The organism is Beijerinckia sp. 28-YEA-48 (assembly GCF_900104955.1).
Classification (GTDB): domain Bacteria; phylum Pseudomonadota; class Alphaproteobacteria; order Rhizobiales; family Beijerinckiaceae; genus Terripilifer.
The window spans coordinates 3,936,158-3,958,625 of the sequence record NZ_FNSI01000001.1 but is presented as its reverse complement, the minus strand read 5'-3'; the positions used below and the strand labels follow the sequence as shown (position 1 = coordinate 3,958,625).

The 22,468-nt window shown below is 61.8% G+C and carries 20 protein-coding genes; 14 read left to right on the top strand and 6 right to left on the bottom strand.

The features are described from left to right. Window positions 1-126: 126 nt before the first annotated feature. Entirely contained in the window at window positions 127-519 is a 393-nt protein-coding gene (locus BLW50_RS18475) for a response regulator (protein WP_090705192.1), read from the top strand. A gap of 100 nt (window positions 520-619) precedes the next feature. On the opposite strand, the gene BLW50_RS18470 is transcribed toward BLW50_RS18475, so the two are convergent. Beyond that, window positions 620-1,549, bottom strand: a complete 930-nt coding sequence (locus BLW50_RS18470; protein WP_090705190.1) for a TIGR01459 family HAD-type hydrolase — start codon at window positions 1,547-1,549, stop codon at window positions 620-622. Window positions 1,550-1,658: 109 nt separating this feature from the next. Here BLW50_RS18470 and BLW50_RS30415 point away from each other — a divergent pair, with 109 nt between their 5' ends. The 5 genes from BLW50_RS30415 (at window position 1,659) to BLW50_RS18450 (ending at window position 7,165) form a co-directional block, all read left to right on the top strand. Beyond that, complete coding sequence (locus BLW50_RS30415) at window positions 1,659-2,702, top strand: Bug family tripartite tricarboxylate transporter substrate binding protein (RefSeq protein ID WP_139267667.1); 1,044 nt, start codon at window positions 1,659-1,661, stop codon at window positions 2,700-2,702. A 37-nt stretch (window positions 2,703-2,739) separates the two neighbouring features. Beyond that, entirely contained in the window at window positions 2,740-3,129 is a 390-nt protein-coding gene (locus BLW50_RS18465; protein ID WP_170850233.1) for a RidA family protein, read from the top strand. A gap of 134 nt (window positions 3,130-3,263) precedes the next feature. Then, window positions 3,264-4,595, top strand: coding sequence for an omega-aminotransferase AptA (locus BLW50_RS18460; RefSeq protein WP_090705186.1), 1,332 nt, complete (start codon window positions 3,264-3,266; stop codon window positions 4,593-4,595). Window positions 4,596-4,646: 51 nt separating this feature from the next. Further along, window positions 4,647-5,615, top strand: coding sequence for a Bug family tripartite tricarboxylate transporter substrate binding protein (locus BLW50_RS18455; protein WP_090705184.1), 969 nt, complete (start codon window positions 4,647-4,649; stop codon window positions 5,613-5,615). Window positions 5,616-5,707: 92 nt separating this feature from the next. Continuing rightward, complete coding sequence (locus tag BLW50_RS18450; RefSeq protein WP_090705182.1) at window positions 5,708-7,165, top strand: catalase; 1,458 nt, start codon at window positions 5,708-5,710, stop codon at window positions 7,163-7,165. Between the two features lie 47 nt (window positions 7,166-7,212). Here BLW50_RS18450 and BLW50_RS18445 read toward each other — a convergent pair whose 3' ends face one another. Beyond that, window positions 7,213-8,271 (bottom strand): aromatic ring-hydroxylating dioxygenase subunit alpha, encoded by a 1,059-nt coding sequence (locus BLW50_RS18445; protein ID WP_090705179.1) that lies wholly within the window; start codon window positions 8,269-8,271, stop codon window positions 7,213-7,215. A gap of 204 nt (window positions 8,272-8,475) precedes the next feature. Here BLW50_RS18445 and BLW50_RS18440 point away from each other — a divergent pair, with 204 nt between their 5' ends. Then, window positions 8,476-9,291, top strand: a complete 816-nt coding sequence (locus BLW50_RS18440; protein ID WP_090705177.1) for an IclR family transcriptional regulator — start codon at window positions 8,476-8,478, stop codon at window positions 9,289-9,291. 19 nt (window positions 9,292-9,310) lie between these two features. Here BLW50_RS18440 and BLW50_RS18435 read toward each other — a convergent pair whose 3' ends face one another. The 3 genes from BLW50_RS18435 to BLW50_RS18425 all read right to left on the bottom strand — a co-directional run bounded on the left by BLW50_RS18435 (window position 9,311) and on the right by BLW50_RS18425 (window position 12,359). Next, window positions 9,311-10,048, bottom strand: a complete 738-nt coding sequence (locus BLW50_RS18435) for an SDR family NAD(P)-dependent oxidoreductase (protein WP_090705175.1) — start codon at window positions 10,046-10,048, stop codon at window positions 9,311-9,313. A 128-nt stretch (window positions 10,049-10,176) separates the two neighbouring features. Next, window positions 10,177-11,244, bottom strand: coding sequence for an aromatic ring-hydroxylating dioxygenase subunit alpha (locus BLW50_RS18430; protein WP_090705173.1), 1,068 nt, complete (start codon window positions 11,242-11,244; stop codon window positions 10,177-10,179). Window positions 11,245-11,441: 197 nt separating this feature from the next. Next, window positions 11,442-12,359 carry a YcbK family protein gene (locus tag BLW50_RS18425; protein WP_139267666.1) on the bottom strand — a complete coding sequence of 306 codons (918 nt, stop codon included), beginning with the start codon at window positions 12,357-12,359 and terminating at the stop codon, window positions 11,442-11,444. Window positions 12,360-12,669: 310 nt separating this feature from the next. On the opposite strand from BLW50_RS18425, the gene BLW50_RS18420 reads away from it, so the two are divergent. From BLW50_RS18420 to BLW50_RS18405, 4 genes are read left to right on the top strand one after another with little or no spacing between them, the layout of a single operon-like run. After that, window positions 12,670-13,899: an aspartate aminotransferase family protein gene (locus BLW50_RS18420; protein ID WP_090705168.1), complete on the top strand. Its 1,230-nt coding sequence runs from the start codon at window positions 12,670-12,672 to the stop codon at window positions 13,897-13,899. Continuing rightward, the gene (gene argF / locus BLW50_RS18415) at window positions 13,899-14,849 is read left to right on the top strand and encodes an ornithine carbamoyltransferase (RefSeq protein ID WP_090705165.1); all 951 of its coding nucleotides are present in this window, start codon (window positions 13,899-13,901) and stop codon (window positions 14,847-14,849) included. The genes BLW50_RS18420 and argF overlap by 1 nt, the downstream gene beginning before the upstream one ends. Then, entirely contained in the window at window positions 14,846-15,850 is a 1,005-nt protein-coding gene (locus BLW50_RS18410; protein ID WP_090705161.1) for an Hsp33 family molecular chaperone, read from the top strand. The genes argF and BLW50_RS18410 overlap by 4 nt, the downstream gene beginning before the upstream one ends. Before the next feature lie 32 nt (window positions 15,851-15,882). Beyond that, a complete protein-coding gene (locus BLW50_RS18405) occupies window positions 15,883-16,785 on the top strand; it encodes an MBL fold metallo-hydrolase (RefSeq protein WP_090705159.1) in 903 nt (300 codons plus the stop codon). A gap of 412 nt (window positions 16,786-17,197) precedes the next feature. Here BLW50_RS18405 and BLW50_RS18400 read toward each other — a convergent pair whose 3' ends face one another. Continuing rightward, the gene (locus BLW50_RS18400; RefSeq protein ID WP_090705157.1) at window positions 17,198-18,238 is read right to left on the bottom strand and encodes a quinone oxidoreductase family protein; all 1,041 of its coding nucleotides are present in this window, start codon (window positions 18,236-18,238) and stop codon (window positions 17,198-17,200) included. Window positions 18,239-18,437: 199 nt separating this feature from the next. Here BLW50_RS18400 and BLW50_RS18395 point away from each other — a divergent pair, with 199 nt between their 5' ends. The 3 genes from BLW50_RS18395 (at window position 18,438) to BLW50_RS18385 (ending at window position 22,387) form a co-directional block, all read left to right on the top strand. After that, the gene (locus tag BLW50_RS18395; RefSeq protein WP_170850232.1) at window positions 18,438-19,646 is read left to right on the top strand and encodes an MFS transporter; all 1,209 of its coding nucleotides are present in this window, start codon (window positions 18,438-18,440) and stop codon (window positions 19,644-19,646) included. A 213-nt stretch (window positions 19,647-19,859) separates the two neighbouring features. Continuing rightward, on the top strand, window positions 19,860-20,222 hold the full coding sequence (locus tag BLW50_RS18390) for a hypothetical protein (protein ID WP_090705152.1): 363 nt from the start codon (window positions 19,860-19,862) through the stop codon (window positions 20,220-20,222). Between the two features lie 107 nt (window positions 20,223-20,329). Then, complete coding sequence (locus tag BLW50_RS18385) at window positions 20,330-22,387, top strand: tripartite tricarboxylate transporter permease (protein ID WP_244544311.1); 2,058 nt, start codon at window positions 20,330-20,332, stop codon at window positions 22,385-22,387. Window positions 22,388-22,468 lie beyond the last annotated feature (81 nt).

Here is a 22,468-nt window from a genome sequence, read left to right as displayed (position 1 = left end):
TGTTTTCTCGGTCCACGTTTTAATCGTCAGGTAATATTAGGTGGTTAGGTTCCGCGAAATGGTCGTGCCGAACCCGGACGGCTGTGCCATCTTGACCCCGGTCGCGTCCGCGACGGAGAACCATTTATGACGCTCGACCCTTCTGCGCCGATCCTGATCGTCGACGATTACGCGACAATGCTGAAAATTGTCCGCAATCTGCTCAAGCAGATTGGCTATGAGAATGTCGATGATGCGCCCAATGGCGCGGCGGCGCTCGAAATGGTGGCGGCCAAGCAATATGCGCTGGTCATTTCCGATTGGAATATGGAGCCGATGACCGGCTACGATCTGCTGATCAAGATGCGCCAGAGCGAAGCCCATGCCGAAACGCCGTTCATCATGGTGACGGCGGAATCGAAGGTCGAGAACATCGTCGCGGCACGCAAGGCCGGCGTCAGCAATTATCTCGTCAAACCGTTCAATGCCGTGACCTTGAAGGCCAAGATCGATCAAGTCTTCGGCAAGCAGGCCGCTTAGAGCAAATTGCGTTTCGATAGAAACGCAATTTCGCTGGGATCTCTATCTTGCCGCGTCTTGGGCGTTTGACGAAGTCAAACGGCAAAGCGCTTTCCACCGCTTACCAGATCAACTGGCTCATCGAGGCCAGCGGCTCGACCTGATGTTGACGCAGCAGGGCCGCGAGCACGGCCTGATCGGGAACATGGCCGCGCGGATCCCGCTGGCCATTGTGCAGGTCGTCACGATGAATGCCGGACGTGACGAAGATCACATCGAGCCCTTCTCCTTGCGCGCCTTTGACATCGGTGCCGATGCCATCGCCAATGGCCAGAACGCGCGTGCGGTCGATAGGCGTGTCGCGTTTCACCTGCGCCAATTGCAGCGCCCGTTCGTAGATCGGCGCGAACGGCTTGCCGGCCTGCAGCACCTTGCCGCCGTAGTTCTGTTCGTAGCGCTGCGCCAGCGCGCCTGAACACCAGACTTCGTGGTCGCCGACATGAACGATAATGTCAGGATTGGCGCAGATCATCTCCACCTTGTGCTGGCGCATGATCTCAAGCCGCGCGTCATAATCGGAAGGCTGCTCGGCGTCGTCGAACAGGCCGGTGCAGACCACGTAAGCGGCTTGCTCAAGCGGCACCAGCGGCGGGCGCACGCCGGTATCGCGTTCAAGAATGTCGAACAGCGCCAGATCGCGCGGCGGCCCGATGTGATGCAGCGGCTTCAGCCCGTGTTCGGCGATGAAGTTCAAGGTCACATCGCCCGAGGTGACGATGTCATCGAAACAATCGCGCGGCACGTGCAGGCCTTCGAGCTGCCGCAGCACCGGCGGTGACGGCCGCGGCGCATTGGTGAGCAGGATGACCGTGCTGCCGGCGGCGCGGAAGCGCCGCAACGCGTCGACCGCGGCGGCGAAATGTTCCCGCCCGTTGTGCACGACACCCCAGATATCGGAGAGGATGACGTCATAGGACGCGGCGATCGGGGCGATGCCCGTCAGCAGGCGCGGGTGGGACGAGGGCGTGGGCGTGGTGGGCGAAGAGTTCATGATGATATGGCGCTAGTGGCCCGATGTGACGGTGTCAAGAATCCCCCGTCTGGCGCAAGCGCCGGTTCGGCGTTACAACGGTCATAACTAATATGAGAGGGAGGCTCAGTTGGCGATCTGGCGCAATTCTATTGCTTTTGCCTGCGGCTTGACGGCTGCCGCGACCTTTACTGCTGCGGCGCAAGAATCCACACAGGATGTTGAGAATTTCTATCGGGGCAAAAGTGTCCAGATCATTGTCGGGTCTTCGGCAGGGGGCGGCTACGATACCTATGCCCGGCTGATCGCCCGCCACATGGGCAAGCACGTGCCCGGCAATCCAGGCTTCATCGTCGCCAATATGCCAGGGGCCGGCGGCAATGTCGCCGCCAACAATCTCTATAATGTCGCGGCCAAGGATGGCACGGTGATTGGCGCATTCCAATCGGGCGTCATTCTCGAGCCGCTTCTGGGCCTGACGCCGGTGAAGCATGATCCGAGCAAGTTTCATTATCTCGGCAGCGCCAATGACGACGTCTATATCTGCATCGCGCGCGCTGATTCGCCGGTGCAGACCTTCGCCGATGTGTTGAAGAACGATCTGATTATCGCGGCGAGCGGTTCGAGTTCGACCTCGGACTATCCAGCGGTGTTGAACACGGTGCTTGGGAGCAAGTTCAAGATCGTTCTGGGCTATCCGGGCAGCCGTGAGATTTCGCTCGCCATCGAGCGCGGCGAAGCGCAAGGCGCCTGCGGCCTCGCCTGGCCGTCGATCGCGGTGACACAGCCCGGCTGGTTCGACACCGGCCGCATGAAGGTGATTTTGCAGACCCACGCGGTGGGTTATCCGGAATTGAACGCCAAAGGCATTCCGCTCGCCGCCTCATTTGCCAAGACCGACGACGAGAAGGCCATTCTCGCCCTGTTCTTCAGTCAGTCGCGGTTTGGCCGTCCCTATGTGCTGGCGCCGGAGGTTCCGGCACCGCGCGTCGCGGCGCTGCGCAAGGCGTTTGCCGAGACGATGATCGATGCGGATTTCAAGGGTGAAGCAGCCAAGGCCCGGCTCGATGTCGATGCTGTGCCCGGCGCTGACGTCCAGGCCCTTGTCAGCAAGGTCTATGCCTCGCCACCGGAAATTATCGCGCGGACAAAACAGGCGATCCACGGTAAATAGCGAAACCCATTTTTGCAGGGAACGCCAAGGAAACGTCATGCCGAAATTCATCAATCCGCCGACCGTCATGAAGCCGACCGCCGGCTTTTCCCAAGGTGTCATTCATGGCGCCAACGCGCGTCGGCTGATCCTGTCCGGTCAGGTCGGCACGAAAATCGACGGCACCTTGCAGGAGGGCATCAAGGCGCAAACCGAACAGGTGTTCGACAATATCTATGCGCTGATCGAGGCCGCCGGCATGAAGCCGACCGATCTCGTCAAGATCGTCACTTACACGACGGTGCCGGAGGAAATCGGCGCCATTCGCGAAGTTCGCCAGCGCCGGCTCAATGGCCATGAACCGGCGAGCACCTTCGTCGTCGTGCCGCGTCTGGCCAATCCGAACTATCTGATCGAAATCGAAGGCGAGGCGATCAGCGAGGCATGATCTCGTCTTTACCTTGCCGAAGACTTTAATCTTGATGGAGACTTGATGTCGCGGCGGGCGAAACGCCGCGGCATTGCCGTTCTGCCGGAGTGCAGGCTGTGCTAAACCGGCGATAGAATTTTAGGGAGCGCGTCATGACGAGTGCAGCGACAACCGTACCCAATGATCTTGAAGCTTTCTGGATGCCGTTCACGGCCAACAGATCGTTCAAGAAGGCGCCGCGCATGTTGGTGCGCGCCAAGGACATGCACTACTGGTCCGGCGATGGTCGCAAGCTGATCGATGGTGCTGCGGGCCTGTGGTGCGTCAACGCCGGCCATTCGCGCGAGCCCATCGTCAAGGCGATCCAGGACCAGGCGGCGGAGATGGATTTCTCGCCGCCGTTCCAGTTCGGCAATCCGAAAGCCTTCCAACTGGCGACGCGCGTCGCCGCCATGGCGCCTGCTGATCTCGATCATGTCTTCTTCACCAATTCCGGCTCGGAAGCGGTCGACACGGCGCTGAAGATCGCCATCGCTTTTCAAAATGTCAGCGGCCAGGGCGCGCGCCAACGCCTGATCGGCCGCGTGCGCGGCTATCATGGCGTCGGCTTCGGCGGCATCGCCGTTGGCGGCATGGTGCCGAACCGCAAGATGTTTGGCTCGGCCCTGCCGGCCGTCGATCATCTGCCGGCCACTTACAATCGCACCGAACAGGCGTTTTCGCGCGGCGAGCCGGAATGGGGTGGCCATCTCGCCGACGAACTCGAGAACATCGTCGGATTGCACGATGCCTCGACCATCGCCGCCGTCATTGTTGAGCCGATGGCTGGCTCCACCGGCGTGCTGGCCGCGCCCAAGGGCTATCTGCAGAAGCTGCGGCAGATCTGCGATAAATACGGCATTCTGCTGATCTTCGATGAAGTCATCACCGGCTTTGGCCGTCTCAGCGCGCCGTTCGCGGCCGAACGTTATGGCGTCGTGCCGGACATGATCTGTTTCGCCAAGGGCGTCACGTCAGGCACCGTGCCGATGGGCGGTGTGATCGTCCGGCGCGGCATCTACGAGGCCTTCATGAAAGGCCCGGAACATGCGGTCGAACTGTTCCACGGCTACACCTATTCGGCGCATCCATTGGCCTGCGCCGCCGGCCTGGCGACACTCGACGTCTATGAGAGGGAAGATCTGTTCGGCAATGCCAAGCGCCTTGAGGACAAATGGGCCGATGCGGTGCATTCGCTGAAAGGCCTGCCCAATGTCGTCGACATCCGCACCATCGGCATTGTTGGCGCCATCGATCTGGCGCCCAAGCCCGATGCACCGGGCAAGCGCGGTTTTGAAGCGATGGACGAAACCTTCCATCGCCAGGACGTGCTGATCCGCATCGCTGGGGATTCGATCGTCCTGTCGCCGCCGTTGATGCTCAACGAGAACAACATCGACGAAATCATCGATAAGGTCGGCAAGGCGATCAAGGCGATCGCTTGATCTCTGTCGGTGGATTTATCGTCGCAACAAAAGCCTTTCGGGGGACTGAGAATGAAACGTCGAGGTTTCCTCGCTGCCGCTGCACTCTTCATCGCGGCAGGCGGTGCGATGGCGCAGGACGCCTATCCGTCGCGTCCGGTCACCTGGGTGGTGCCCTATGCCGCTGGCGCGCCAGCCGACATCGCCTTTCGCAAGGTCGCCGAGGGCATGACAGGGCCGCTGGGCGCCACCATCGTGGTGATGAATCGTCCCGGCGCCGCCGCGACCATCGGCACCACTGAAGTCGCGAAAGCCAAGCCCGATGGCTACACCATTCTGGCGACGCTGAACGATCCCTTGGTCTCGCTCGTCGCGCTGATGGACCCTTTGCCGTATGATCCGGCGAAGGATTTCACCTTCGTCACCAAGCTCACTCAGAGCAAGGCGGCGATGATCGCCGGGCCTCATATCAAGGCGCGCACCTTGCGTGAATTGATCGATGAGGCGAAGGCGATGCCGAACGGCATGTCCTATGGCTCGTTCGGTGTCGGCTCCTTTCCCCATATCATCATGGAGGCGCTGGGGCGACGCACTGGCGCGAACTTCGTCAACGTCAATTATCGTGGCAGCCCGCAGGCGATCCAGGAATTGCTGAGCGGCCAGATCGGCGTCACCTTCGGCGCGGCGGCGGCCATGCAATATATCAAGGAAGGCAAGATCAAGCTGATCGCCCAGCTCGGCGAGGATCGTGGCCTGCTGAGCGACGTGCCGACCTTCTCCGAATCCGGCTTCAACGACGTGCTGCTGACCACGCCGCTGTGGTCGGGTCTCGTGGCGCCCGCTGGCACGCCGCGCGCCGCCGTCGACAAACTCGTCGCCGCCGCCAAGATTTCGCTCGAACGCAAGGACGTGCAGGATTTTCTCGTCGCCATCGCTTTTGAGCGTGTCGGCAATGCGCCTGAGGAATTTGCCGCCCAGTGGCGCAAGGAATATGACACCATACCCGCTGCCATCCGGAGCTTGGGCATCACCGCGAATTGATTGGTTTCATCTATCAAAATAGACCAATCAATCGATTAGATATATACCAATTCCTAGGCCATTCTCGCGCCAAGCTCTGAAAAGGCAGAACAATGTCCAAGAAAAAACTGACCACGACCGCTGGCGCGCCCGTGGCTGACAATCAGAATTCGCTCACCGCCGGTCCCAGCGGCCCCGTGCTGATGCAGGATTGGCAGCTGGTGGAGAAACTTGCCCACCAGAACCGCGAGCGCATCCCCGAGCGCGTCGTCCACGCCAAGGGCTGGGGCGCTTTCGGCACGTTCACCATCACCAACGACATCTCGAAATACACCCGCGCCAAGGTTTTCTCCGAGGTCGGCAAGAAAACCGACATGCTGGCGCGCTTCTCGACGGTTGCCGGCGAACAGGGCGCCGCCGATGCCGAGCGCGATGTGCGCGGCTTCGCGCTGAAATTCTACACGGAAGAAGGCAATTGGGATCTGGTCGGCAACAACACGCCGGTCTTCTTCGTCCGCGATCCGCTGAAATTCCCCGACTTCATCCACACGCAGAAGCGCCATCCGCGCACCAATATGCGGTCGCCGACCGCCATGTGGGACTTCTGGTCGCTGTCGCCCGAAAGCCTGCATCAGGTGACGACCCTGTTCTCCGATCGCGGCCTGCCGGTCGCGCCGATGTTCATGAACGGCTACGGCTCGCACACCTATTCGTTCTGGAACAAGGACGGCGAGCGGTTCTGGATCAAATTCCATTTCAAGACGCGTCAGGGCCACCGCCACTATACCAATGCGGAAGCAGCCCGGATTATCGGCCAATCGCGCGAGACCTATCAGGAACATCTGTTCGGTACGATCGAGCGTGGCGAGTTTCCGTCCTGGGACGTCAAGATCCAGGTCATGCCGGAACTCGATGCCGACAAGCATTGGTACAATCCCTTCGACCTCACCAAGGTCTGGCCGCATGGCGACTATCCGCTGATCGATGTCGGCGTGATGGAATTGAATCGCAATGCCGAGAACTATTTCGCCGAGATCGAACAGGCGGCCTTCTCGCCGTCGAATGTCGTGCCCGGCATCGGCTTCTCACCGGACAAGATGCTGCAGGCGCGCGTCTTCTCCTATGCCGATGCGCATCGCTATCGCCTCGGCACGCATTATGAAGCCTTGCCGGTCAACGCGCCGCGCACGCCCGTCCATAACTACAACAAGGACGGTGCGATGCGTTTCTTCAAGAACGACAGCGGCAATCCCGATGCCTATTACGAGCCCAACTCCTTCGACGGCCCGGTCGAGGATCCGTCGGTGAAGGAGCCGCCGCTGCGCATTTCCGGCGATGCCGATCGCTGGAACCATCGCGACGGCAATGACGACTATCGCCAGCCGCGCGCCCTGTTTGAACTGTTTAATGCTGAGCAGAAACAACGACTGTTCGCCAATATCGCCGGCTCGATGGGCGGCGTGCCGCGAGAGATCGTCGAGCGCCAGCTCGCCCATTTCGAGAAAGTTCATCCCGACTATGCGGCGGGCGTGCGCCGCGCGCTGGGTCTCGAACTCGTCGCGGCGAAGTAGAAGAAAGGGCGCCACGCGGCGCCCTTTTCATTTTCAACGAAGCGATCTTATTCCGCTGCCTGCGGCATCAGGGCGCGCTCCTCGTCGAGCACCTTCTGGAAAGCGCGGCGCGCCTGGGTCAGGGCATTGTCGGCCTTGATCGGTAGCAGGGGCCGATCCGGATCGGCATCGAGGCGCTGCTGCTGCGCTTCCATGATCGCCGCGTCTTCGTCAAAGACTTTCGCCGTTTGGCGATAGAGCTCATCGGTCACCGCGGGATCGTCAGGCTGGTAATTGTGCGCGACTGACCAGAAGTAATACGAGCTGTTGGCCGTTTCCGGCGTGATGCCGTGGTAGAGCCAAATCTGGAACTCGGCGTGCTGAGGGCTCTCGATGGCGCGGCCGACTTCATGCGCGCCGGTCCACTGTTTGACGCTGCTGGGCACGATATATTCGAACTCTTGCCAGCGATCGACATTGCCGGTGCGGCCAATGCCTTGCACATAAGTCGGCGTTGGCGCCAGGTTGGGCATCAAGCGGGTAAAGCGGACACCGGTCTCGGTGCGTGTGGTTTCCATCTTGGCGTTGACATGGGCCTTGGGATCATTGCTGCCGATGGTGTTGATATGCAGGTAGCCGAGATGGGTGAGGTCCATCAGATTGTCGACCATCATCATATAATTGATCTTCAGCGGCATCAGGTCTGTGCGGTGCGGGTATCCCTCGTGATAGGGCCAGTCGACGATCTTAGCTTCATCGGCGAGCATCGGATCGCCCATCCAGACCCAGATGAACTCCTGCCGTTCGACGACCGGACGTGACTTCACTTTCGCCATCGGCGGAATGTTGTCTTGGCCGGGGATTTCGACGCAGATGCCGTTCACGTCGAAGACGAGGCCGTGGTAGCCGCATTGCAAGCCGTTCTCGACGATCTTGCCGTGTGAGAGCGGCGCGCCGCGATGGCAGCAGCGATCCTCGACGCAGCCGATCTTGCCGCGGGCATCGCGAAAGAACAGCAGCGGCTCGTTCATGAGGGTGCGCGCGAGCATGCCGTTCTTCAGCTCGTGCACCCAACCGGCTTGATACCAAGCGTTTCTCAGAAATGGCGCGTTGATTTTATCGCTCACAATCGTCTCCCGTGAAGCGAGATGGAATGCCCGTGCAGGTCACCCACGGCGGTGTCAGGCCGGTGAGCAGCTTGGGACGCGCGGTGATCGTGTTGGATCTGCAACTCGCCCTCGCCTGTCTAAATCCTTCGAGCCCACCAGCGGGTCTTGCTATTTATTACGTAATGCGTAATTAATTACGTATTACATAAAAAATGAGGCGAGATGTCAAGATCGACGGGACGACCGGCAGGTGGATCGATTGGCGTGCAGGCCATGGACGTGGGGCTGCAGCTCCTTGGCCCCCTGATCGAAGCAGGGACACCTTTGAATCTGAAAGCGATCGCCGCAGCCATCGGCTTTGCGCCGCCAAAGGCGCATCGCTATCTGGTCAGCCTCATTCGCGCGGGCCTGGTTGAGCAGGACGAGCAAACCGGCCGTTACGGCCTGGGCCAATTGGCCGTTAGTCTTGGCCTGACGGCCTTGGGCATGCTCGACAAGGATGGGGTCGGCCGGGCGGCGATGATCGACTTGCGCCATGAGACCGATCACACGGCTCATTTCGTCGTCTGGGGCAGCGGCGGCCCTACCGTTGGGGCGGCGGAACCCAGTTCAAACCCGGGCTCCGTGTTCCTCACCACCCGTCTCGGTTCGATTTTTGCGCTGTTGCGAACAGCGACGGGCCACGTCTTTTTAGCTTATCTGCCGCGCGAGACGACACGGTTGCTGGTTGAGAAAGAACGCGAGGCGTTTCCACTCAGTGATCCGGAGATTGAGGCGTTGATCGCGCGGACGCGTCGTCATGGCGTCGGCTGGTCGATCGATGGTTTGGCGCCTGGCGTCAGCGCGATTGCGGCGCCTGTTTTCGATCACACAGGCCACTTCGTCTATGCCTTCAGCATCATCGGCCAGAACGCGCATTTCGATACATCGCCCGAGGGGCCGTTGGCGAACATCGTGCGCGCGAAGGCGCGCACCACCTCCAACAGGCTTGGGTGTTCCGACGCGATGTACGATGTGCTCGTGAAAGGCGTGACATAGGTAAGCTGTCGCTTTCAGCCTACGTCAGATTCAATCCTCCGTCCGCAAGCAGAATTTCTCCGGTCATGTAGTCGGAGGCGACCAGCATGGCGACGACCTGCGCAATATCTTCGGGCTGAGCCGCTCGGCGCATGGGCGAATGATCGCGCCAAAGCTGCTGCGCGGATGTCCAGTCCGCTGTCAGCGCAGTGTCGACGAGGCCGGGAGCAACGGCGTTGACGCGAATATCTGGCGCCAGAGAAAGCGCGAGCAGACGCGTGGTGTGATTGAGTGCTGCCTTCGTTGCGGCGTAGGGAATGGAGGCTCCTTTTGGTCGCACACCCGCATGCGAGCTGATGTTGACGACACATCCAGGCCGGCCGCGTCGGGCAGCTTCTCGCAGCGCGGGCTCCGCCTCCGCCACCAATCTAAACGGCGCGATGACATTGACCTCATAGAGCTCCTGCCAGATCGCCGGCGTTGCCGCAGTAAGGCTGGAATGGGGAATGACACGACTGAGGCCGGCATTGTTGACGAGCACATCGAAGCGTCCCCAATGCGCTGCAGCCCCTTCGACAAGCCTGATCCTATCCGCGTCGATAGCGAGGTCGGCTTGGATATACGTCGCCATTTTAAGTTCGGCGGCTAACGCCAGGCCCGCTTCAGCGGAGGTTCGAGAGTGGAGAACAACCGCAAATCCATCAGCGGAGAGCCGCCGCGCAATGGCAGCGCCAATGCCTGACGTGGAGCCGGTGACGAGCGCTACAGGCAATGTCATGGGGGGAACTATAACCTTCGATTGAACAAGGGTTATCCCACAATCGGATCACCGGGCAATCCGGAGCGATAAAAAAGGGGCGCTCCATGGCGCCCCTTCTGTTTGCGAGAATTGCAAGCCGGCGAATTCTATTCCGCCGCCTGCGGCATCAAGCTTCGTTCTTCGTCGAGCGCCTTCTGGAAGGCGCGGCGCGCATGGGTCAGCGCATTGTCGGCCTTGATCGGCAGCAATGGCCGATCCGGTTCGGCATCGAGACGCTGCTGCTGGCCTTCCATGATCACCACGTCCTCGACGAAGGTCGGATAAACCTCCGTATAGAGTTCGTCGGTGGCCTTGGGATCGTCTTGCCGGTAGCCGTTGGCGGCCGACCAGAAATAGAACGACGTGTTTTCCGTCTCCGGCGTAATGCCGTGATAGAGCAGCAGGTGGAAGCCGTCCTGGTCGCGGTTTTCATAGGCGCCACGGCCGACTTCCAGCGCGCCCGACCATTGCCGCACGCTGCCGGGAACGATGTATTCGAACTCCTGCCAGCGATCGATCTTGCCGGTGAAGCCAGCGCCTTTCACATAGGTCGGCGGCGGCAGCGCATCGAGCATCCAGCGGATATAGCGCGCGCCGTTCTCGGTGCGCTCCGTTTCCATCTTGGCGTTCACATGAGCTTTCGGATTGCCGCCGATGGTCTTGGTGTGGACATAGCCGAGATGGGTCAGGTCCATCAGATTGTCGATCATCATCATATAATTGATCTTGATCGGCATCGTCGCCTTGCGGTGCGGATATTTCTTCGGATTGTCGTGATAGTGCCAATCGACAATCTTCGCTTCATCGGCAAGCGCTGGATCACCCATCCATACCCAGATGAATTCCTGCCGCTCGACGACCGGATGCGACTTCACTTTCGCCATCGGCGGAATGTTGTCTTGACCCGGGATCTCGACGCACTTGCCATTCACGTCGAAGACGAGGCCGTGGTAGCCGCACTGCAAACCGTTCTCGACGATCTTGCCGTGCGACAGCGGCGCGCCGCGATGGCAGCAGCGATCTTCGACACAGCCGATTTTGCCATTGGTATCACGGAAGAACAGCAACGGCTCGTTCATGATGGTGCGGGCGAGCATGCCGTCTTTCAGCTCGTCGTTCCACGCAGCCTGATACCAGGCGTTTCTTAGAAACGGGGCATTGACCTTATCGCTCATGTCTTGACCCTCCCGTCGCGACCGATCGTGACGGGAGATTAGAAGGCCAATAATTTAAGCGCAAGCGGCGCTGTTCAAAGCGCTGCTGGGATCAGGTCAGCGAGGGGACTTGAGAAGAGGGCGAATCCCAACGGGATTCTGCCCATATCCAGATATCGGACAGTTTTGCTTGGATGGGTTTCAGTAACGCCAAGCCTTTAGTAGCGCCAAGCGAAGCGTTCGGCACGCGTATCGATATGGGTGACGGCGACCCAGCGATACGTACCGACACCGTTCACGCCGGGAACCGATTTGGCGAAGCTGGCGAGCGCCGAAGGCGAAACGCCGGCGACGCGGATATCGGCGGCCTTGCAAAAGCGATGCATGGAATGACGCCGGCCGCGATTGCGCATGCCGGAGGTGACCTCCACCGGGCGGTTGTAATGCAGGGCAATGGCGTCGAGCGCGCTGCGCAACTCCGCCGGGAAACAATCGGTCACGACATTGGGATAGGCGGCATACCAGCGCTGGTTGCCGAAGGACGTTGCGTTGTTGCCGGCGAAGGGAACGCCGTTGCTGCTGCTGCTGCCGGCGGTCGGCGCCGGGCCGGAGAAGGAAACGGGGGTGGCGGTGAGCGTGGTGCGGGCCGGGCCTTTGTCATCGGCCGGAATGCCGGCTTCTTCGCGCTCATAGGCGGCGATGGAGCGGGTCTGGGCCGCTGGTTCGACGGCGGCGGCCTGCTCGGGAGCCGCGATAAGCGCTGGCTGTTCCGGGGCCGCGAAAGCGGTGACGAGACTCGGGGTGGTTCCAGCCGGCTGGCCTGGGGTGGCGGCTGTGGCCGGGGCTGCGGCGACTTCAACCCGGTCGCCGAAATCGGGGCGGGCGATGGGGAGCGGCGTTTTCTTCGGCGGCGTAAAGGTGGACGCGATCACCTGCTCCGGCTCGGCCTCGGCGACCTGGGCGCGGGGCGGCGGATAGGTGCCAAAAAGGCCTCCAGCGGTCATTCCAGCCGAAGCGCCAGCCTGTGGCGTGCCGTCAGCGGAGAGATTGGCCTGGAGTTCGGGCTGGCCGGTGGGGGAGCAGGCTGCAAGCGAAAGGCCTGATGCGGCAACGGCAAACCAACAATAAATCCGCAAATCTGACCTCTGTTGTTCGTGGCGGGGCGAGCTTGGCGATCGTCACTCGGCAGTCGTACTCGGACGAACATACGCGGGGGCAACATACCCAGTCGTCGGGATGCGTCAACTCTTTGGCAACTTCGTGGCAAGAGTGCCCTAACCATAAGCTTATTCTTGACAATAATCGTCGGCGCCGCCGATTAGGGCCCCTGGCAGCGTGTTTGAATTGACCCTTTCCGGCAAATTTCGTAAATTCCCGCCGCAGAGCGGCCGTCCCCTGGGGGCGGCGCTTTGATTTTCCAGCCCATCCAACAACCGCAGTGATCCAATGGCCGAGCTAGTCCATGCCGACGCAGAATCCGCTATTCTGCCGACCTACATCAGAGCCGACGTCGCTTTCGAGCGCGGCGACGGCGCTTGGTTGACGGCGACCGACGGGTCGCGATGGCTGGATTTTGGCGCCGGCATTGCCGTCGCCGGCCTCGGCCATTCCCATCCGCATGTGCTTAAGGCCTTGACGGAGCAGGGTGAAAAGCTCTGGCACGTGTCCAATCTTTACAAGATTCCGCAGGCCGAGAAGCTGGCGCACCGCCTCGCCGACGCGACCTTCGCTGACTATGTCTTCTTCACCAATTCCGGCGCCGAGGCGCTGGAAGGGGCGATCAAGACGGCGCGCAAATACCAGTTCGTCAGCGGCCACCCGGAGCGGGTCGAGATCATCACCTTCGACAACGCCTTCCACGGCCGCACCCTGGCGACCATCGCCGCCGGCGGGAACGACAAATATGTCGAGGGCTTCGCCGCCCCGGTCGAGGGTTTCCACCGCAAGGTGCGCTTTGGTGACATCGAGGCGGTGAAGGCGGCCATTGGCCCGCGCACCGCCGCAATCCTGGTCGAGCCGATCCAGGGCGAAGGCGGCATCCGCGTGCCGCCGGCCTCCTTCCTGCGCGACCTGCGGGAGCTGTGCGACAAGCACGGCCTCCTGCTGGTGCTCGACGAAGTGCAGAGCGGCATGGGTCGTACCGGCAAGCTCTTCTCCTACATGAACTCCGGCATCGAGCCCGACGTCATGGCGGTTGCCAAGGGCATTGGCTGCGGCTTTCCGCTCGGCGCCTTTCTGACGACCAAGGAAGCCGGCAAGGGCATGATCGCCGGCACCCATGGCACGACCTATGGCGGCAATCCGCTCGCCACCGCGGTCGGCAATGCGGTGCTCGACGTCATGCTGGCGCCGGGCTTTCTCGAAGAAGTCGGCCGTAAGGGCCTGCTGCTGAAACAGAAGCTCGCGGCGCTCAAGGACGCGCATCCGCGCGTCATCACCGGCATTCGCGGTGAGGGCCTGATGCTCGGCCTCAAGATCGACGATGCCATTTCCAGCGGTGACTTCACCGTCGCCGTGCGCAACCAGCATATGCTGGTGGTGCCGGCCGCCGAAAACGTGGCGCGGCTCTTGCCTCCGCTGACCATCGGCGAAACCGAGATGAACGAAGCCATCACGCGGCTTGAAGCGGCGTGTAAGAGCATTGAGGCAAAATTGCCCGCATTGCAGAGCGCATAATGTTGACCACAGTGACGAAGCCCCGGCATTTCCTTGATCTGACCGAGTTCGATACCAAGGAACTGCGCCGCATCCTTGATATCGCCGCCTCCATCAAGGCGGCGCGTCGCAAGGGCCAGCTCGCCGCCAATCGTCCGCTCACCGGCAAAGTGCTGGCGATGGTGTTCGACAAGCCGTCCACCCGCACCCGTGTCTCCTTCGATGTCGGCATGCGCGAACTGGGCGGCGAGACGATCATGCTGACCGGCACCGAAATGCAGCTCGGCCGCGGCGAGAGCATCGCCGACACGGCGCGCGTTCTGTCGCGTTATGTCGACGCGATCATGATCCGCATCCTCGACCATGACGACCTGATGGAACTGGCCCAGCACGCCACCGTGCCTGTCATCAACGGTCTGACCAAGCGTTCGCATCCGTGCCAGGTCATGGCTGATATCCTGACCTTCGAGGAGCATTGCGGGCCGATCAAGGGGCGCACTGTCGCCTGGGCCGGCGACAGCAACAATGTGCTGGCGAGCTGGATCCATGCCGCTCATAGCTTTGACTTTTCCATCAATGTGGCGACGCCGGCCGAGCTGGCGCCGCCTCGGGCGCTTGTCGATTGGGCCCAGCGTTACCATGTACGCCTCCAACTGACCGAGGATCCTTTCGCGGCCGTGAGCGGCGTTGACGCCGTCATCACCGACTGCTGGGTCTCGATGGGCGATGAAGAAGAGGCGCGCCTGCGCCAGAAGCTGCTGTCGCCTTATCAGGTCAATGGCAAACTGATGGCTCAGGCGGCCAAGGGCGCGGTGTTCATGCACTGCCTGCCAGCCCATCGCGGCGAAGAAGTCACCGACGAGGTGATGGACGGGCCGCAGTCGGTCGTCTTCGACGAGGCGGAGAATCGCATGCACGCACAGAAAGGTATTCTGGCCTGGGCGCTCGCCGATGGCGCGGCGGGACGATGAATGAGGTCCAACCGGCGTCCCGGCCGGTTTCCGACACTGTCAACGATGATCGGGTTCTGCCCTATGCGGTGACGCCGCTCGATGCGCGCGGCCGGCTGGTGCGGCTTGGCCCGGCGCTGGACGATTTGCTGCGCAATCACGCCTATCCGCCGGAAGTGGCGCGCGCGGTTGGCGAAGCTGTGGCGCTGAATGTGTTGCTCGGCTCGGCTTTGTCGCTCGAGGGGCGCTTTCAATTGCAGACCCGCAGCGACGGCGTCATCGATCTGCTGGTGGTCGATTTCGACTCGCCCGATCGCGTTCGCGCCTTCGCGCGCTTCGATGCGGCGCGGCTTGAGGCGGCGCGCGCGGCGGGCGGAGCGACGCCTGCGGCCCTGCTCGGCCGTGGCCATCTTGCCTTTACCGTCGATCGCGGCCCCTCGACGCAGCGTTATCAGGGCGTTGTCGCCCTCGATGGCCAGGGGTTGGAAGCCGCCGCGCATCAATATTTTCTGCAGTCCGAACAGATTCCGACCCTGGTGCGCCTTGCCGTCGCCGAGGTCGTCAACGGTGCGCAGGAGCCCAGCTCCTGGCGTGCCGGCGGTCTGATCGTGCAATTTCTGCCGGATTCGCCGGAACGCCGCCGCATGGGCGATCTCGATCCCGGCGATGCGCCGGAAGGAGCGACCAAGCCGGAAGCCCAGGAAGACGATGCCTGGCTTGAGGCGAAGGCGCTCGCCGGTTCGGTCGAGGATCACGAACTGGTCGACCCGGCGCTGTCGAGCGAGCGGCTGCTGTATCGGCTATTTAACGAGCGCGGCGTCACCGTATTCGCGCCGCAGGACATCCGCCATGCCTGCCGCTGCTCGCGCGAGTCCATTGCCGCGATGCTGAAGAGCTTCACGCCGCAAGAGCGCCGCGACATGGTCGCCGATGACGGCCTGATCGGCGTCACCTGCGAGTTCTGCAGTGTCAGGCGCTCGTTCGAGCCGGCTGAAGTCGAACCTGAGCCGTCTCCGGAATAGACCGGAGGCCATTCAGTCGGCTAAGCTCGGGCATGGCTGACAACGATCTCGATTACAATCGCGCCCTCGTCGCTGCTGGCGTCGTCGAACAGGTGTCACCGCTGCTGCGGCGGCTGGTGGCGCCCAATCCCTCGCCCTTCACCTTCACCGGCACCTGTTCCTACATCGTAGGCCAGGGCCGGGTGGTGGTCGTCGATCCAGGACCGGAGAGCGCCGAGCAGCTTGCCGCTTTGTTGAAAGCGGTCGAGGGCGAGACGGTCAGCCACATCCTCGTCACCCACACCCATCGCGATCATTCGCCAGGCGCGCGCGCCTTGCGTGCGGCGACCGGCGCGCCGATTTTCGGTTGCGCCCGCCACGTGCCGATCCGGGACGATGCCTCGGGCCGGCTCGATGCCAGCCATGATCTCGATCATGATCCCGATCAAGTGATGGGCGACGGCGACGTCCTGCACGGCGATGGCTTAACTTTGCAGGCGATCCACACGCCGGGCCATGCCTCCAATCACCTTTGCTTTGCGCTGGCGCAGGAAAACGCGCTGCTCTCCGGCGATCATGTGATGGCCTGGTCGACCAGCATCGTCGCGCCGCCCGATGGCGTGATGAGCGATTACATGGCCTCGCTGGAAAAGCTGCGCGGTCGCGACGATCAAGTTTACTGGCCGGGCCATGGTGGCCCGGTGAAGGAACCGCAGCGCTTCTTGCGGGCGCTGCTGCATCACCGCCGTCAGCGCGAAATCTCCATTCTCAATCGCCTTGCCGAAGGCGAAAGCGAGATCGGGCCGCTGGTCGAGAAAATCTACGAAGGTCTCGACCCGCGCCTGAAGCCGGCGGCGGCGCTGTCCATGCTCGCCCATATGGAAGACCTGACGGCGCGCGGCCTGGTAGCGGCCGATGGGCCGGCGACCCTGACCGCGCGTTATCGCAAGGTCTGAACCCGTCATTGCGAGGAGCGTAGCGACGCGGCAATTCAGGGGCGTGTGGTAGAATATGAGCCATGGCGAGTAGCGCCAGTGCCGCAGGCATTTTTATATTCTATCATTCGCTCTGGATCCCCCGCTCGCGCTGCGCGCGTCGGGGATGACATCGAGCCCGACAGCCGCGCAGCGGCTGAGCGGGACTCCAGAGCGCGTGACGAAGCGCCTGCCACCTGCAAATCGCGGCTATGTCGTAAAACAAAATTCCGCCGTCCTGCCTTGGTAATGTGCGTTCGATTTGATCGCGGCGGGCGCGGCGAGAACAGTTCTTGGAGAGGACAAAGACCTCGAAAACCACCTCGGGGAGGGGGTGTCGCGAGATTCTGAGGAACAACCCCATGCAAGGCCCGTATCAAGGCCAGTTTCGCGCTCACCCCATCGTTGGGTCGAGCACGATCTTGCCCATGCCGGGATCGGCTTCGATCATCGCATGCGCCTGTGCTGCCTTCGATAGCGGCAGGACATGGGCGATGCGCACCTGGATCTTACCTTCCGCCGCCGCCTGGAAGCATTTGGCCAGGTCGCCTTCGCGCGAGCCCGGCGTGCCTTTGATCATGATGCGCTTGTCGTAGAGATGGTGGAAGTTGATCGTCGCATTGGGGCCGCCATGGGCGCCGGCCGTGACCATGCGGCCTTCCATGCCCAGCGCCAGAAAGGCTTTCGGCAAAACGTCCGGGTTGGCGACGTTGTCATAGAGCACGTTCACGCCCTTGCCGCCGGTGATCTTCATCACCTCGGCGGTCAGATCCTGGGTCGATGAATCAATGCCATGATCAGCGCCGAGCGCCAGGGCGACATCGACGCCGGACTTGCGGCTGGCGGCGCCGATCACCTTGGCGCCAATGACGTTCTTGGCGATCTGGATGCCGACCGTGCCAAGGTTGCCGCTGGCGCCGAGGATGAGCACCCATTCGTCCTTCTGCAGTTTGGCGATATTGACGAGCAGGTTCCACGCCGTCGGGCAATGGCGCATGACGACGGCGGCCTCATGGAAACCCAATCCGTCCGGCAGGCGATGGGTGGCCATGGCGGGCACGCAGACGAGATCAGCGAAACCGCCCGGCCGCTTGATTCCCATCATGCCGCGCGGCCCCGTGTAGGAGCTGCCATCTTCATCGACGATGTCGAGCGGCATGCCGCCGGCGGCAGCGACCCGATCGCCGACTTTCCAGCGCGTCACGCCGGGCCCGACAGCATCGATAGTGCCGGCGCAATCGACGCCGAGGATCAGCGGCAGCACTGGTGTGCGCTGCATTTCCTCGCCCCGACGCAAGGACACGTCCAGCACGCGGTTGACAGTGGCGCCACCGACGCGAATGCGGACTTCGCCAGAGCGCGGCTGCGGGTCCGCCACCTCTTCATATTTCAAGACGTCCGGCGGGCCGAATTCACGAAGAACAGCGGCTTTCATGTTTCCCCCTTTTTTGTTTCTCTGCTTCTAGTAGAGCTATTGCCGAGGGGCAGGCAAGAGGGCGGCAATCCAAGCCTGAAGCGCGGGCGGCTCGCCGTGTGCGGCACCCTTCATAGCAGCAATGCAGGATGGTCTGATTGCGCCGGCCGGTGTCGCCGTTAAAGATACAGTGAAACGGGCTCAATCATCGGTGGGGGAAATGTCAGGCGATCAAGCGTCCGCGCAAAGAGGGCGCGCATTGGAAGAGCGTGTCGATTGGTTGTCGCTGTCGCCCTTCCTCCTGCATGCGATGCTGATCCAGTTCATTCTGTCGCTGACGCGCGTGACGACCTCCTACCGCGTCATTGAGCTCGATCTGCCACTGGTTTGGTATGGGCTGATTTCATCGGGCTATGCTCTGCTGCCGATCTTCCTCGCCGTGCCGCTCGGCCGTTACATCGATCGCGGCAATGATGCGCGCGCGATCTGGATCGGCTCCGGCCTGCTGGTCGCGGCCGGCCTTGGCTTCTGCTTCTCGGCGACATCGGCCGTGCCGATCCTGCTGCTGACCGTTCTGAGCGGCATCGGCCATCTGTTCCTCATGGCCGGCCATCAGATCTATTCGGTGCGCTGTGCTGGCCCTAAGGGCCGCGAGGCTGTCTTCGGCAATTACATGGTGGCTTTGGCCATGGGCCAGATGTGCGGGTCGTTGACGATCGGCTGGCTGGCGGAAGGCAAGGTTGTGCCGCCAACATCGCTCTTGTTCATCCTCAGCCTGATCATCGCCCTCGCGGCCTTCGCTTTGTCGTTCGCCATTCGCCCCGAGGTCATCGAGCCGTCGGATGTGGCCCCTCCGCAAGCCTCTGGCGTCGCGGAGATTCTGCGTGTTCCAGGCCTCGCGCCGGTTCTTCTGGCCAGCGTGGTCACCGTATCGGCGATCGATCTCCTGATCGCCTATCTGCCTTTGCTCGCTATCGAGCGGCATATCACCGCCGGCCAAGTCGGTGTTTTGCTGACGATTCGCGCTGTCGCGACGATTGCCGCACGCATCTTTCATTCCCGCGTGCTGCGCCTGTTTGGGCGGGCCTCCGCCACGCTGTTCAGCATGCTGGCGGGCGCGGTTGGGTTCTGGATTCTCGCGGCGCCGGTCTCGATCGAGCTGATGTATGGGGGCATGGTCATGCTTGGCATGGGGATGGGGCTGGCTGTCACGCTATGTCTGTCGAATGTCGTTGATGTTGCGCCAGTTCATGCTCGCGGGACGGCGATGACCCTGCGTCTGACCGGCAATCGTATCGGCCAATTCATTGTTCCCTTTGGCGCTGGCGTCGTTGCATCGTCCACGGGCGCTGGCGGAATTCTCTTTATTATTGGGCTGGGCGTGGCTGCTTCCGGGCTCGCTGTTCGCACCGCTTACGCGCGTCGATAGGCATTATTGTTCCTATTCGGAGCTGTTGATTCTTCTAGCTGCTTCTGCGCATGCTGGCCCTTCAAAAAATGAAACGACCGGCGTTTCAAAGCCGGGTGGGCGGGGAATACAACAGGGGGGTAGAGCTGACCGGCGCAAGGGAACTGTTTTCGCGAGAATGATCCGGCACAGGATCATCGGCGAGATCAGGGCGCGCGGAAAGCGGCCGATTGAATGACCGAGCGTTTACTCAGTCTTCTCGACAGATTCGTCTATTCCGCCGCGCGTCACGGGTCCTATTTGCTCGTGCTGCTGGCGGCGGTTGCCTACAATGCCGAGACGGTCGCGCCGTCGCGCGGCTATGTGGTGATCGAGAACTCCGATCCCGGTGAACAGACCAAAGCCGTCGTCACCTATGGTCGGACCCTTCACGACACAGAACAGGTCGTCTTCGGCCTCAAGACCGATATCGCGCCTGCCACCGGCCTTGATCGCACCGGTTCGCTACGTCGAACCGTCGAAACCTATTCCATCTCACAAACCATTCGTCACTTCGACCCGCGCGGTCCGCCTGTAGGCGTGAGCCGCGCCGTCTGAGACGGCGCGCATACGGATCTTTCGACTGACGCGCCAGTGACTCTGGGTCGCTGGCGTCAACCTGAGAAATCCAGCGTTCCGAAAGGTGAACGATCATGGAAACAAGTATGTTGGACGCTGCGAGCGTTGCGCTCGTCACGCTCCTCGACCCCTGGCGCCTGTTCCTGCTCTCCGCAGGCGTCATGATGGGGCTTATTCTGGGCATTCTACCGGGCATTGGTGGGCTCGCGGGCACGGCGCTGCTGCTGCCCTTTACCTTCAACATGGATCCTTATGCGGCGATGGCGCTGCTGCTCGGTCTGGCGTCGACGACGGCGACCGGCGATCCTATTCCCGCCATTCTCTTCGGCGTGCCAGGCGGCGCCGGTTCAGCGGCAACTGTGCTTGACGGCTTGCCGATGGCCAAGCGCGGCGAAGCCAGCCGCGCTCTGTCGGCAGCCTATATGTCGTCCATGCTGGGCGGCATTTTCGGCGCTATCCTGATGGGCATTTCGCTGCCGATCCTGCGGCCGATGATGTTATATATAGGATCACCAGAACTCTTAGCCTTCGCGGCGCTCGGCATCTCCATGGTTGCGGTGTTGTCGGGCAATACGCCGCTGCGTGGTTTGACGGTCGCTGGCATCGGCCTTTTGATCTCGATGATCGGGTCCGATCCGCAAACCGGTACCCTGCGTTGGACGCTCGATACGCTCTACCTATGGGAAGGGCCGCCGCTGGTGCCGATCATCCTCGGCCTGTTCGCGCTGCCTGAACTGGCTGACCTTGCCATCGGCCGCACGGCGATCGCCGGCAACATGGCCAAGACCGACGCGCGCGGCATGTATCAGGGCGCCAAGGATTGCTTCACCCATTGGTGGCTGGTGTTGCGTTGTTCCTGGCTTGGCGCGGCGCTTGGCGCGGTGCCTGGCATTTCCGGCGCGGTCGTCGACTGGCTGGCCTACGGCCATGCGCTGCGCACGGAAAAGGGCGCGCAGCAATCGTTCGGCAAGGGCGACGTGCGTGGCGTTATCGCTTCTGAGAGCGCCAACAACTCGCGTGAAGGCGGCGCACTTGTGCCGACCGTGGCGTTCGGCGTGCCGGGCTCTGCCGGCATGGCGATCCTGATGGGCGCATTCATGATCCACGGCCTCGTGCCGGGACCGGACATGCTCTCCAAGCATCTCAACGTCACCTACGCCATGGTCTGGTCGGTGGCGCTGGCCAACATCCTCGGCGCCGGCCTCTGCTACCTGTTCTCCGAACAGTTCGCGCGGTTGGCGACGCTGCGCTACACGCTGATCATGCCCACGGTTCTCGGCATCATCTACATCGGTGCGTTCCAGGGTGCCCGTAACTGGGGCGATCTCTGGACCCTGCTGATCTTCGGCATCCTCGGATGGACGATGAAGCAGATGAAGTTCCCGCGTCCGCCGCTCGTGCTCGGTATCGTGCTCGGCGAGGTCGTGGAACGCTATCTGTTCATCTCGATCCAGCGTTATGGCGTGCAATGGTTCTCGCGTCCGATCGTGATCGTTCTGTTCGCGATGGCGTTGTTCGGTCTGCTGCGGCCGCTGCGTCAGGACATCAAGGGCCATGGTGGCATCAAGGGCATGTTGTCAGGCTTCGGCGTGACACCGCAGCTGCATCCCAAGCAGCTGTTCCATGTCTTCCTGCTCTGCGTTATCGGCTGGGCGATGATCGAGGCTTCGAGCTGGAACTTCAGCGCCAAGATCGTGCCGATGATCGTCGGTGGCATGGCGTTCAGCTTCTGCTTGTTCAGTCTGTTGAACGAAGCCTTCCGCCAACCGGGCAAAGCGGTGCAAACCGGCCTTGCCTCGGCGGTGCAGCAGGACCTGCAGCAGAAGATCCACATGGATCTCGAGTCGGACACCGATCACGTGCCGACGCGGACCTTGGCCATCCGTGGCACGATCTTCTTCGGTTGGCTGTTGGCGTTCATGGCGTCCATGTCGGTGATCGGTTTGATCCCCACCGTGCCGCTGTTCGTCATCCTCTATATGCGGCTTGAAGGGCCGGAGCCGTGGAAGCTGGTCATTCCGCAAGCGATCGGTCTGACGGTCTTCATCTACTTCCTGTTCGACCAGCTGCTGACGATCCCCTGGCCGCCGACCTATCTCGGCACCTGGATCCCGGCCTTGAAGGGCCTCATTCCTTCGGTCTAATGGGACGACACGAAACGAAACGGCCGGGCTCATGCCCGGCCGTTTTTGTTTGTTGAGCAAATCTCTGGGTGTCATCCCCGA